11 protein-coding genes and 1 pseudogene are annotated in these 13129 nt (G+C 70.7%); 11 read left to right on the plus strand and 1 reads right to left on the minus strand.

All coding sequences use genetic code 11. The annotated features are described in order from the left end of the window. Window positions 1-337, minus strand: a pseudogene (locus D8M39_RS13050) (hypothetical protein); the annotation flags it as partial. Between the two features lie 207 nt (window positions 338-544). On the opposite strand from D8M39_RS13050, the gene hisS reads away from it, so the two are divergent. The 11 genes from hisS to D8M39_RS11920 form a co-directional block, all read left to right on the plus strand. Next, entirely contained in the window at window positions 545-1903 is a 1359-nt protein-coding gene (gene hisS / locus D8M39_RS11875; RefSeq protein WP_055084623.1) for a histidine--tRNA ligase, read from the plus strand. 218 nt (window positions 1904-2121) lie between these two features. Then, a complete protein-coding gene (gene aspS / locus D8M39_RS11880) occupies window positions 2122-3930 on the plus strand; it encodes an aspartate--tRNA ligase (RefSeq protein ID WP_126875081.1) in 1809 nt (602 codons plus the stop codon). Between the two features lie 38 nt (window positions 3931-3968). Further along, on the plus strand, window positions 3969-4556 hold the full coding sequence (locus tag D8M39_RS13055) for a CynX/NimT family MFS transporter (protein WP_238694077.1): 588 nt from the start codon (window positions 3969-3971) through the stop codon (window positions 4554-4556). Continuing rightward, entirely contained in the window at window positions 4556-5116 is a 561-nt protein-coding gene (locus tag D8M39_RS13060; RefSeq protein WP_238694078.1) for a hypothetical protein, read from the plus strand. The genes D8M39_RS13055 and D8M39_RS13060 overlap by 1 nt, the downstream gene beginning before the upstream one ends. Before the next feature lie 77 nt (window positions 5117-5193). Further along, on the plus strand, window positions 5194-5646 hold the full coding sequence (gene dtd / locus D8M39_RS11890; protein ID WP_126875077.1) for a D-aminoacyl-tRNA deacylase: 453 nt from the start codon (window positions 5194-5196) through the stop codon (window positions 5644-5646). Between the two features lie 51 nt (window positions 5647-5697). Next, entirely contained in the window at window positions 5698-7359 is a 1662-nt protein-coding gene (locus D8M39_RS11895) for a replication-associated recombination protein A (protein ID WP_238694079.1), read from the plus strand. Between the two features lie 160 nt (window positions 7360-7519). Further along, window positions 7520-9247 carry a glycerol-3-phosphate dehydrogenase/oxidase gene (locus D8M39_RS11900; protein ID WP_126875078.1) on the plus strand — a complete coding sequence of 576 codons (1728 nt, stop codon included), beginning with the start codon at window positions 7520-7522 and terminating at the stop codon, window positions 9245-9247. Window positions 9248-9292: 45 nt separating this feature from the next. Then, the gene (locus D8M39_RS11905; protein WP_174233447.1) at window positions 9293-10054 is read left to right on the plus strand and encodes an MIP/aquaporin family protein; all 762 of its coding nucleotides are present in this window, start codon (window positions 9293-9295) and stop codon (window positions 10052-10054) included. 47 nt (window positions 10055-10101) lie between these two features. Continuing rightward, the gene (gene glpK, locus D8M39_RS11910; protein WP_126875080.1) at window positions 10102-11622 is read left to right on the plus strand and encodes a glycerol kinase GlpK; all 1521 of its coding nucleotides are present in this window, start codon (window positions 10102-10104) and stop codon (window positions 11620-11622) included. Between the two features lie 220 nt (window positions 11623-11842). Continuing rightward, a complete protein-coding gene (gene rpsD / locus D8M39_RS11915; RefSeq protein WP_055084635.1) occupies window positions 11843-12481 on the plus strand; it encodes a 30S ribosomal protein S4 in 639 nt (212 codons plus the stop codon). A gap of 184 nt (window positions 12482-12665) precedes the next feature. Continuing rightward, window positions 12666-13129: DUF948 domain-containing protein (locus D8M39_RS11920; protein ID WP_371413787.1), on the plus strand; the 464-nt coding region annotated here is incomplete at its 3' end.

The following is a 13129-nucleotide window of genomic DNA, read 5'->3' on the forward strand; positions in this document are numbered from 1 at the left end:
ACGGCGCACCCGGCGTGGGAGCCGACGGCCGCGGGGTGGGGGCGGGCGCTGCGGCACCGCTGCCCGACGCTGCCGCGGTGGCCGTCTCGGGCGCCGCAGCGGTCTCGGGTGCACCAGTGGTCTCGGGCGCAGCTGCGTCGTCGGTCGCGTCAGCCTCGTGGTCCACCGGTGCGGGCGTCGCCGGGGCGGAGGTCTCGGCCGCGGGGAACTCGGACGCGGGAGTTCCGGCCGCAGGGCTCTCAGCCGCGGGTGTCTGGGGGGAGCGCTCCTCGGGCGCCTCGGGGGTCTGCGGTCCCTGCTCGGGACGGCGGTCGTCGGATTCAGGACGTTCTGTCACCGCTACAACTCTTTCTGCAGGGCCTCACCGGGAGGGCGCTGTGGCGCTGCTCACCCGGCGGGGGCTCCATTGGTGGACACGGCCATCCTAACGAGGGGCGCGCCCTAGAATGGCAGCAGACACCGTCACGACCGTCCCGGGAACCGTGCCGAGGGCGAACACGGCCGGGCGCGGCCGGTGGCCCACCCACACCGAGGAGTTCCACCCATGGCACGCACCACCTCCCTGTCCGGCTTCCCCGAATGGCTCCCGGAGGAGCGGATCGTGGAGCAGCACGTCCTCGACTCGCTGCGCCGCACGTTCGAGCTGCACGGCTTCTCCTCCATCGAGACCCGCGCGGTCGAGACCGTGGAGCAGCTGCTGCGCAAGGGCGAGATCGACAAGGAGGTCTACGGCGTCTCCCGCCTGCAGCAGGACGAGGAGGACTCCTCCAAGGAGGGTGCGCTCGCGCTGCACTTCGACCTCACGGTCCCGTTCGCCCGCTACGTGGTGGAGAACAACGGCTACCTCACGTTCCCGTTCCGCCGCTACCAGATACAGAAGGTCTGGCGCGGCGAGCGCCCCCAGGAGGGCCGCGCCCGCGAGTTCACGCAGGCGGACGTGGACGTCGTGGGGGACGGCACCCTCCCGTTCCGCTACGACGTCGAGCTCGCCCTCGTGATGATCGACGCGCTGTCGGCGCTGCCCATCCCGCCGTTCGTGCTGCGCGTCAACAACCGCAAGCTGGCGGAGGGCTTCTACCGGGGCATCGGACTCGAGGACGCCCCCGCGGTGCTGCGGGAGATCGACAAGCTCGAGAAGATCGGCGCGGACGCGGTGGCCCGCAACCTCCAGGAGGCCGTGGGCGCGAGCCCCGAGCAGGCACGGGCCGCGCTGGCGCTCGCGGAGATCCGCACCGAGGACACCTCCTTCGTGGAGCAGGTGCGGGCCCTGGGCCAGAGCAACGAGCTGCTGGAGGAGGGCCTCGCGGAGCTCGCCGAGGTCGTGGGGGAGGCCGCCCGCCGTGCGCCGGGGAAGGTGGTCGCTGACCTGTCGATCGCCCGTGGCCTCGACTACTACACGGGCACCGTCTACGAGACGGTCCTGGTGGGACACGAGCAGCTCGGCTCGGTGTGCTCCGGCGGCCGCTACGAGTCCCTCGCGAGCACCGGCAAGAAGAACTTCCCGGGCGTGGGGCTGTCCATCGGCGTGACCCGGCTGGTCACGCGCATCCTGTCGCAGAAGATGGCCTCGGCGTCCCGGTCCGTGCCCTCGGCCGTGCTCGTGGCCCTGAACGACGACGAGTCGTGGTCCGCCGCGCAGGACGTCGCCGGCGCGCTGCGCTCCCGGGGAATCGCCACCGAGGTGGCCGCCACGGCCCAGAAGTTCGGCAAGCAGATCCGCTACGCCGAACGCCGGGGCATCCCGTTCGTGTGGTTCACCACCGTGGCCGAGGACGGCACGGTGGGCCACGAGGTCAAGGACATCCGCTCCGGCGAGCAGGTCCCGGCGGACCCGCAGTCGTGGCAGCCTGCCCCCGAGGACCTGCGCCCGGGCGTCGCCGCCGCGGGGTCGTCCGAGGACTGAGGCGCCGCTGCCAAGGCGTGAGCCGACGCCGCGCCGTCGCGGTGCCGCAGCCGCACGGGCCCCGGGACGCGGGGCCGCCGAGCGCTTGTAGACTCGCGGGAGACAACCCACCGGGCCGGGCGACGTCGTGCCCCGTGCCAGAGGCGCCGCGTGTGCGCGGCCCAGAGAACTCCGGGGACGTGCTCCCCGCACCACAACCAATGAAAAGGTGAATGCACTTGTTGCGAACACATGAGCTTGGCGCGCTGAGCGCCGAGAACATCGGACAGACCGTCACGCTGGCGGGCTGGGTCGGCCGCCGCCGCGACCACGGCGGCGTGGCGTTCGTGGACCTGCGGGACGCGTCCGGCGTGGCGCAGATCGTGGTGCGCGACGAGGAGCAGTTCCACCAGCTGCGCAACGAGTACGTCCTGCAGGTCACCGGCACGGTGGAGCGCCGCCCCGAGGGCAACGAGAACCCGAACCTGCCCTCGGGCGAGGTGGAGGTCATGGTGGACGAGCTCACCGTGCTCAACACCGCCGCGCCCCTGCCGTTCCAGATCGACGAGCACGTGGAGGTGGGGGAGGAGGCGCGCCTGAAGTACCGCTACCTGGACCTGCGCCGCCCGGAGCCCGCCCGCATCATGCGGCTGCGCTCCGAGGTCAACCGCGTGGCCCGCAACCTGCTGCACGAGCAGGGCTTCACCGAGGTGGAGACGCCCACCCTCACCCGCTCCACCCCCGAGGGCGCCCGCGACTTCCTGGTCCCGGCGCGCCTGGCCCCGGGATCGTGGTACGCCCTGCCGCAGTCCCCGCAGCTGTTCAAGCAGCTGCTGCAGGTGGGCGGGATCGAGAAGTACTTCCAGATCGCCCGCTGCTACCGGGACGAGGACTTCCGCGCGGACCGCCAGCCCGAGTTCACCCAGCTGGACGTCGAGGCCTCCTTCGTGGAGGAGGACGACATCATCGCCCTGGGCGAGCAGATCGTGAAGGCGCTGTGGGCACTGATCGGCGTGGAGATCACCACCCCGATCCCGCGCATGACCTACGCGCAGGCCATGGCGGACTACGGCTCCGACAAGCCGGACCTGCGCTTCGACCTGAAGCTCACCGAGCTCACCGAGTACTTCAAGGACACCCCGTTCCGGGTGTTCCAGGCCCCGTACGTGGGTGCCGTGGTCATGCCCGGCGGTGCGTCCCAGCCGCGCCGCCAGCTCGACGCGTGGCAGGAGTGGGCCAAGCAGCGCGGCGCCAAGGGCCTCGCCTACGTCCTCTTCAAGGAGGACGGCGAGATCGCCGGGCCGGTGGCCAAGAACATCTCCGAGGAGGAGAAGGCCGGACTCGCCGAGGCCGTGGGCGCGAAGCCGGGTGACTGCGTCTTCTTCGCCGCCGGCGGCGTCAAGACCTCCCGTGCGCTGCTCGGAGCGGCGCGCGTGGAGATCGGCCACCGCGTGGGCCTGATCGACGAGAACGACTGGGCCTTCGTGTGGGTCGTGGACGCGCCCCTGTTCGAGCCGGCGGCCGACGCCGTGGAGTCCGGTGACGTGGCCGTGGGCTCCGGCGCCTGGACCGCGGTGCACCACGCGTTCACCTCGCCGAAGCCCGAATTCATGGACACGTTCGACACCGATCCCGGCTCCGCGCTGGCCTACGCCTACGACATCGTGTGCAACGGCAACGAGATCGGCGGCGGCTCCATCCGCATCCACCGCCGGGACGTGCAGGACCGGGTCTTCCGCGTGATGGGCCTGAGCGAGGAGGATGCCCGGGAGAAGTTCGGCTTCCTCCTGGACGCCTTCCAGTTCGGTGCGCCCCCGCACGGCGGCATCGCCTTCGGCTGGGATCGCGTGGTCGCGCTGCTCGCGGGCACCGACTCCATCCGCGACGTCATCGCGTTCCCCAAGACCGGCAACGGCTACGATCCGCTGACCGCCGCTCCCGCCGCGATCACGGCGCAGCAGCGCAAGGAGGCGGGCGTGGACGCCAAGCCCGAGCCCCGCACCTCCGGCGAGTCCAAGACCACCACGACCAACGAGAGCGGGCGGTAGTCGTCCAACCCGCTGAACAGCACACCGGCCGGAGCCTGATGGCCCTGGCCGGTGTGCTTCTGACTGCCTTCACCCTCCGACTCGGCGTCTCCGGGGTGTCCCCGGTGCTCGAACGCCTCTCCACCGACCTGCACCTCACCGCAGCGAACACGGGTGTGCTCGCCATGATGCCCACCCTGGGCTTCGCGCTGACGGGCTTCCTCACCGCGTTCCTGATGCGCCGCATGGGGCTCGAGGCGCTGCTGATGCTCTCGTGCGCCCTGACCGCTGCGGGTCTGGTGGCGCGCGCCCTGTGCACGGACGTCATCCTGTTCCTCGTGTTCACGTTCGTGGCCATGTGCGGTCTGGGCATCGGCAACGTGGCGCTGCCGCCGGTGATCAAGAAGTACTTCCCGAACCGGATCGCGCCGCTCACGGCCGTGTACTCGATGCTGCTGGGAGTGTCCACGGCAATGGCCCCGTTCTTCGCGGTCCCGATCGCCGACGCCGCGGGGTGGCGTGCGTCCGTGGGGTCCTGGGCGCCTCCGAGCTGGCCGAGGCCCCCGTCCCGGGCGTCACCGCCCCCGCGGCGGGCCCCGGGCGGGTCTCCCCGTGGCGCACCCGCGTGGGCTGGGGGGTGGTGCTGATGTTCGTGGGCACCTCGTCCAACACGTTCGCCATGTTCACCTGGCTTCCCCGCTTCGTGGTGGACGCCGGCTTCTCGGAGCACGAGGCCGGCGCAATGCTCTCCTTCTACGCGATCCTCGGCCTGCCCGTGAGTCTCGTGGTGCCCCTGCTGGTGCGCCGCACGGGCAACACCCTCGTGCCGGGTCTGTGCGCCGTGCTGCTGTACGGCACCGGCTACCTCATGCTGCTGCAGTGGCCACGGGAGGTCTTGGGTGGCTTGCCGCTGGTGTGGGTGTGGATCACGATCGCCGGGCTCGGCCAGGCCTCCTTCCCCCTGGCGCTGACACTGATCAACATCCGCACCCGCACCACTGCGGGCGCCGGCGCGCTCTCCGGCTTCGGGCAGGGCCTGGGCTACCTCGCTGGCTGCGCCGGGCCCCTGATGTTCGGTCTGCTCTTCGGGGCCACGGGCAACTGGTGGACCTCCTTCGGGTATCTCTGGCTCATGCTCGGGGTGCTCGCCGTCGGCGTACTGGTGACCGCCCCGCACCGCTTCATGGAGGACTCGGGCCCGGGATAGGGACAACGACGCCGCCCGCGCACCGCGGCGTCGTCGCCGGTTCCGCTGCGGGTTCCGGATGTGGTGGAGTGGACGGCATGCGAATCGTGCTGCAAGTGGTGACGGGTGCCCGGGTCACGGTCGAGGACCTCACGGTCGGGGAGATCGACGGTCCGGGGCTTGCACTGCTCGTGGGGATCACCCACACGGACACCCCCGCCACGGCGCAGAAGCTCGCCGCGAAGATCGCCGGGCTGCGGGTGCTGCCGGGGGAGACCTCCTGCGAGGACAGCGGCGCGCCCGTGCTGGCCGTGAGCCAGTTCACCCTCTACGGGGACGTGCGCAGGGGTCGGCGGCCCTCGTGGACGGACGCCGCCCCGGCAGCGTTGAGCGAGCCGCTGTTCGACGCGTTCGTCGCCGCGCTGCGCGAGCGTGGCCTGACGGTAGAGACCGGCCGGTTCGGGGCGCACATGGCGGTCTCCCTGGTCAACGACGGGCCCATCACGCTCGTGGTGGACAGCGACGACCTGCAGCGCCCGCGCCGCGACTGACGCCCGGAACGGGCTCGTGTGCGTGTCCGGGTCGGGCAGTAGGGTCGAGGCGTGAGCGACTCCCTGTTCGACCTGCCGGACCCCGCACGCGGCGGCCGGGCGCACGCCAACGACCCCGCGTTCCCGGAGCCCTCGGCCGCTTCCGGGGGTTCTGCCTCGGAGCACGGGCGGCGCCGCTCCCGCGCACCCCTGGCCGTGCGGATGCGACCGCGCACCCTCGACGAGGTCGTGGGCCAGAAGCACCTGCTGCGCACCGGCTCCCCGCTGCGCGCGCTCGTCACGGGACTCACGGGTCCTGCCGCGCCGTCCTCGGTGATCCTGTGGGGCCCACCAGGAACGGGCAAGACCACCATCGCCCACGTGATCGCGCGAGGCCACGACACCACTTTCGTGGAGCTCTCCGCCGTCACGGCCGGGGTGAAGGACGTCCGGCGGGTCATGGACGAGGCGCTGACCGCGCGGGACCTTCACGGGCGCACCACCGTGCTGTTCCTGGACGAGATCCATCGCTTCACCAAAGCCCAGCAGGACGCCCTGCTGCCCGGTGTGGAGAACGGGTGGGTGGTCCTGGTGGCCGCGACCACCGAGAACCCGTCCTTCTCCGTGATCTCCCCGCTGCTCTCCCGGTCACTGCTGCTCACCCTGCAGCCCCTGGAGCGCTCCGACATCGGCGAGCTGCTCGAGCGTGCTGTCACGGAGCCTCGCGGGCTCGACGGTGCCGTGCGGCTGGACCCCGCTGCGCGCGAGCACCTGCTTGACGTGGCCGGCGGGGACGCCCGCAAGGCGCTGACCTCGCTCGAGGCGGCGGCCGCAGTGGCGCTCTCCCATGCCACGGACTGCTCCGCCGCAGCGGCCACGGACGGCGCTGGGAGAGCAGGCAACGGCACCGGGGCGCGCGAGAGGGCCGTGGGATACGACGAGGCCGGGGAACCGGTGGGGGTCGGAGCGGATGGCGGGGCCGCCGGCAGCGGTGGGACTGGGACGAGCGGACAGACCGGAGCAAGCCGTGGGACCGGGGAGGGCAGCGGCGTCACCCGGGAAGATACGGACGGGCGGGCCGCAGCCCCGCCCACGGTGACCCTCGCGGACGCCGAGGAGGCCGTGAACCGGGCGGCGGTGCGCTACGACAAGACGGGCGACCAGCACTACGACGTGGTGAGCGCGTTCATCAAGTCCATTCGAGGCTCGGACGTGGACGCCGCGATGCACTACCTCGCCCGGATGATCGAGGCGGGGGAGGACCCTCGGTTCATCGCACGCCGGCTCATCATCTCCGCGTCCGAGGACATCGGGATGGCTGATCCCACGGCACTGCAGACCGCCGTGGCGGCGGCACAGGCCGTGCAGCTGATCGGCATGCCAGAGGGCCGGATCCCCTTGGCGGAGGCGGTCGTGCACCTCGCCACCGCCCCCAAGTCCAACGCCGCGTACCTCGCGGTGGACGCCGCCATCGCGGACGTGCGAGCCGGCCGCGCCGGGCCCGTGCCGCCGCACCTGCGCGACGCCCACTACCCCGGGGCCGCCGCGCTCGGCCACGGAGCGCACTACGTCTACGCCCACGACGCCCCCAACGCCGTCGCCGCCCAGCAGTACCCTCCCGACGAGCTCGTGGGCCGCGACTACTACGCACCCACCCAGTTCGGCCACGAGAAGAACGTGACCAGGCGACTGGAGATCCTGCGCGGGCTCGTGCGCGGCACCGGCGGCGGGTAGCGGCGGGTCCCGCGGCCGCGGGACACCCCCGGGGCCCGGGCACCGCGCGACATCCCGGCTGCCGGGTCCCCGGTTGTTCCCGTGCCGTTGCACGCGGACTATCGTGAACGTGGCCCTACAACCTCAACCGGCAACCCCTTGGTAGACAGGAGCGGCAACCGTGCCACTGACCTCACTGAACGCACAGCAACGCAGCGACGACCTGCGAGACATGGCGGAGCACCCCGTGGACGTCCTAGTCATCGGCGGCGGCATCACGGGCGCAGGGATCGCGCTCGACGCCGCCACCCGGGGCCTCTCGACCGCCATCATCGACGCGCAGGACTGGGCCCAGGGCACTTCCTCGCGCTCCTCGAAGCTCGTCCACGGCGGCCTCCGCTACCTGCAGCAGCTCAACTTCGCCCTCGTGGCAGAGGCGCTGAAGGAGCGAGACCTGCTAATGCACCGCATCGCCCCGCACCTGGTCAAGCCCATCCAGTTCATGTACCCCCTGGTGCACAAGGGCTGGGAGCGCCCGTTCGTGGCCACCGGCATCGGCATGTACGATGCCCTGGCCCACGTGGGCGCCAAGGGCGAGTCCATGCCCCTGCAGCGCCACCTCAGCGCGCAGGGCGTGCGCCGCACCTTCCCCTCGCTGAAGGACGACGCCGCCGTGGGCGCCATCGTCTACTGGGACGGGCGTGTGGACGACGCCCGCCTGACCCTCGACCTCGTGCGCACCGCCCAGCGCTACGGCGCGCTCGCGGCCAACCGTGCGGCGGCCCGCAAACTGGTCCGTGACGAGACGGGCCGCGTGGTCGGCGCACTCGTGGAGGACATCACCACCGGTGAGACCCGCGAGGTGCGCGCCAAGGCCGTGATCTCCGCAGCCGGTGTGTGGACCGAGCCCGTGCAGGACCTCGCCGAGTCCAAGACCGGCCTGAAGGTGCTGGCCTCCAAGGGCATCCACATCGTGGTGCCGAAGGAGCGTCTGAGCGGAACCACGGGGCTGATCCTGCAGACCGAGAAGTCCGTGCTGTTCATCATCCCGTGGGACGACTACTGGGTCATCGGGACTACCGACACCCCGTACGAACGGGACCTCGTGACACCCACCGCCAACGCTGCGGACGTCGAGTACGTCCTCGAGCACGCCAACGCTGTGCTGCGGGACCCCCTGACCGTGGACGACGTCATCGGCACGTGGGCCGGGCTTCGTCCGCTCGTGCAGCCAGGAACCAAGGGCGAGGAGACCCCCTCGACCAAGATCTCCCGCGAGCACTCCGTGGTGGAGTCCGCGCCCGGGCTGTTCGCAATCGCCGGCGGCAAGCTGACCACCTACCGCGTGATGGCCAAGGACGCCGTGGACGCGGCCCTGGGCAAGAAGGCCGCCAAGAGGCTGCCGTCGATCACCGACGAGGTGGCACTGCTGGGCGCACAGGGCTGGTCCGGGCTGATGAACCAGGCCGAGCACCTCTCCCGGCGCACGGGCGTGGACCAGGTGGTCATCGAGCGACTGCTCAACCGCTACGGGGACGAGACCCTCGAGATGCTGGACGCCGTGGCCGAGCACCCCGAGCTGGGTGAGCCCGTGGAGGGCGCACCGCGCTACCTCGCGGTTGAAATCCATCGTGCGGCAACCCACGAGGGCGCCCTGGACCTCGAGGACGTCATCTGCCGGCGCACCCACCTGAACTACGACCAGCGCGACGGCGGGCTGGGCGCCGCCCCGGCGATCGCCCGCATCATGGGCGAAGTCCTCGGCTGGGACGAGGCCGAGCAGGCCCGTCAGGTGGAGCTCTACACGCAGCTGCACGAGGCCGAGCGGGCCGCGCTGCGGGAGACGGACGAGAACAGGGCGCAGCAGCTGCGCGCTGGTGCGGGCGATCCGTACCCCCGCCGGGGCTGATCACAGATCTCGGGCCCGGAACTCCTCCGGGCCCCCGACCATCCAATGGAGGGTGCAGTGAATGAAGTGACCGAGGTGGCGTTGTCCACCGTTTTCTTGTCCGAGGCGTTCGGCACGGCGATCCTGATGCTGCTGGGCTGCGGTGTGGTGGCCAACGTGGTCCTGCCCCGGACCAAGGGCAACGGCGCCGACTGGCTGCTGATCAGCTTTGGCTGGGGGCTCGCAGTGTTCTCGGGCGTCTACGTGGCGCACGCGTCCGGGGCGCACCTGAATCCGGCGGTGACCATCGGCATGCTGGCACGTCACAACGCGGAGTACGCCCCGGGCGTCACCATCACCCCGGCGAGCACCGTGGTGTACCTGGTGGCGCAGTTCCTGGGCGGTTTCGTGGGTGCCCTCGTGTGCTGGCTGGCCTACAAGAAGCACTTCGACGCGGCGGGTGAGGAGGGCGTCGCGACGATCGGCGTCTTCTCCACCGGTCCGGAGATCCGCAGCTACGGCTGGAACTTCGTCACCGAGGTCATCGCCACGTTCGTGCTCGTCTACGTGATCCTCGTCTTCGGTGAGACCCCCAGTGAGATCGGCCCCCTCGCCGTCGCGATGCTCGTTGTGGCCATCGGCGCCTGCCTCGGCGGACCCACGGGCTACGCGATCAACCCTGCACGTGACCTCAGCCCGCGCCTCGTGCACACGTTGCTGCCCATTCCGAATAAGGTGAGCAGCGACTGGTCCTACAGCTGGGTCCCGGTCCTGGGCCCGATCGTGGGCGGCGCCCTCGCCGGTGTCGCGGCCATGGTCATCGGCTGACCCGCGCCACCCAGCAGGCAACACACTTTTTGACAAAGGAGTCAGACATGACCGAAGCCAAGCACGTGATGGCGATCGACCAGGGCACCACCAGCACCCGCGCGATCGTCTTCGACCACTCGGGCAACATCGTGGGCGTGGGCCAGTACGAGCACGAGCAGATCTTCCCCCGCGCGGGGTGGGTGGAGCACGACGCCCAGGAGATCTGGCGCAACACCCGCCGCTGCGTGGCGGACGCGCTCGCGGAGACCGAGCTCACCAAGGACGACCTCGCGGCGGTGGGCATCACCAACCAGCGCGAGACCGCCGTCGTGTGGGACAAGAACACCGGTGAGCCCGTCTACCACGCGATCGTGTGGCAGGACACCCGCACGCAGGCCATCGTGGACGAGTTTGCGAAGGACGGCGGGGACGAGAAGTTCCGGGAGCTCACCGGCCTCCCCCTGGCGAGCTACTTCGCGGGCCCGAAGGTCAAGTGGATCCTGGACAATGTCGAGGGCGCGCGGGAGAAGGCCGAGGCCGGAGACCTGCTCTTCGGCACCACCGACAGCTGGCTCGTGTGGAACATGACCGGCGGCAGCGGGGACGGCGTCCACGTCACGGACGTGACCAACGCCTCCCGCACCCTGCTCATGAACATCGACACCCTCGACTGGAACGAGGAGCTGTGCGAGACCATGGGCATTCCGATGTCCATGCTCCCGGAGATCCGCTGCAGCAGCGAGGTCTACGGCAAGGGCCGTGCCCGCGGATTCCTCAAGGGCGTGCCGATCGCCGGCATCCTGGGTGACCAGCAGGCGGCCATGTTCGGTCAGACCTGCTTCGAGCCGGGCATGGGCAAGAACACGTACGGCACGGGCAGCTTCCTGCTCATGAACGTGGGGGAGACCCCGGTGCGCTCGGAGCACGGGCTCATCACCACGGTCTGCTACCAGATCGAGGGCCAGAAGCCCGTCTACGCCCTGGAGGGCTCCATCGCCGTCACGGGTTCCCTGGTGCAGTGGGTGCGCGACAACCTGGGTCTGATCCAGGACGCCAAGGAGATCGAGCCCCTCGCCCGGGCCGTGGAGGACAACGGCGGCGCGTACTTCGTGCCGGCGTTCTCCGGGCTCTTCGCGCCGCACTGGCGTCCGGACGCCCGTGGCGCCCTGGTGGGTCTCACCCGCTACGTGCGCAAGGAGCACATCGCCCGCGCCGTCCTGGAGGCCACCGCGTTCCAGTCCCGCGAGGTGGTGGAGGCCATGAACAAGGACTCCAAGCAGGACCTCACGGAGCTGCGCGTGGACGGCGGCATGACCGCCAACGAGCTGCTCATGCAGTTCCAGGCGGACCAGCTGGACGTTCCCGTGATCCGCCCGAAGATCACGGAGACCACCGCTCTCGGTGCCGCCTACGCGGCGGGTCTCGCGGTGGGGTTCTGGGCAGACCTGGACGAGATCACCCAGAACTGGGCCGAGGACAAGCGCTGGGACCCGGAGGGGGACCGCGCGGAGCAGGACAAGCTCTTCCGCAACTGGACGAAGGCCGTGGGCAAGTCCCTCGACTGGGTGGACGAGGACGTCAGCTGAATCGGCTATAGTGGAGGGCTGGCTGGCACGTCGCGTTGCGGCATGCCCGCGGACGGTGGTGATCCACCGTCCCGGGATGTCGCTCGGACGCTAGGCACGTCGGATTGCGGCTGATCCGCACCTCTCCCGCGGGAACCACTTCCCGCGCCGGAGGCCAGTACCACCCAGAACGGAGCGCGGGCCCCGCCCGTGCACCGTCGAACCGCAGGAAAGGCAAGTCTTGTCCCAGAACAACAGTTCTCGTGCGCGCCGCCAGGTGCGCAAGTCTCGTGCCCTCGGCATCGCGCTGACGCCCAAGGCCGAGAAGTACTTCGAGCGCCGTCCGTACGCTCCCGGTGAGCACGGCCGTGCCCGCCGCAAGCAGGACTCGGACTACAAGGTCCGTCTGACCGAGAAGCAGCGGCTGCGCGCGCAGTACAACATCCGCGAGAAGCAGATGCACCGCGCCTACGTCGAGGCCAAGCGCGTCGAGGGCCAGACCGGTGAGAACCTTATCGCTCTGCTCGAGACCCGCCTGGACGCCCTCGTGCTGCGTGCGGGCTTTGTGCGCACCATGGCCGCCGCGCGCCAGGCCGTCGTCCACCGCCACATCATGGTGGACGGCCAGCGCGTGGACCGTCCCTCGTTCCGCGTGCGCCCGGGTCAGATGATCCACGTGCACCCGCGCTCCGAGAAGATGGTCCCCTTCCAGATCGCCGCGACCGGTGCGAACCAGGATGTTCTGCCGAACACCCCGCCGTACCTGGACGTGACGATCGACCGGCTGCAGGCCACGCTCACGCGCAAGCCCGAGCGCTCCGAGGTCCCCGTGACCTGCGAGGAGCAGCTCGTGGTCGAGTACTACGCCCGGATGGCCTGACCGTCCGAGCACCACGCCGCCCCCTGCGGGCGGCGGACGAACAGCCCGCGGCTCCGGTCGCGGGCTGTTCGCCGTCCGCGGCACGGTTCGCCGTGCGCCACGGGTTGTTGGGTAGAGTTGCCAGTCGGTCGGCGTTGCGCGCCGGCCCCCAGATCGTCGAGCTCGAACGGAAGAAGTGATCCCCATGGACGGTGGCGATATCGCCGGATTGATCGCGGCATTCGTCTTCGCGGTGCTGGTGGGCCTGCTCGCGCTGCCCATCGTCAAGCTGGGCCGTGTCTTCGACGAGCTCCGGCTGACCATCCGTTCCGTCAACGACGGCACCACCCCGCTGATCGACGAGGTCACGCGCACCGTGAGCACCACCAACACGCAGCTGGAGAAGGTGGACGGCATCACGTCGAACGTCTCGGACGCCTCCGCGAACGTCTCCGCCCTCTCCTCGCTCGTGGCCTCGACCGTGGGGCAGCCCCTCATCAAGGTGGCCTCCTTCTCCCACGGGCTGCGCCGGGCCTTCTCCCCGCAGCCGGGCCCTGCGGGTGCGCCCCGCACGGCGTCCGCCGCTGGATCCCCGGGCGACGCGAACCCCTCGGCCGCTCGGCCGGAGGGCTCCGCGCCCACGCCGGGAGCCGGTGACCGGCCCGCGGG

Origin of the sequence: Kocuria sp. HSID17590, from assembly GCF_003989485.1 — a bacterium.
GTDB classification, from domain to species: domain Bacteria; phylum Actinomycetota; class Actinomycetes; order Actinomycetales; family Micrococcaceae; genus Kocuria; species Kocuria salsicia.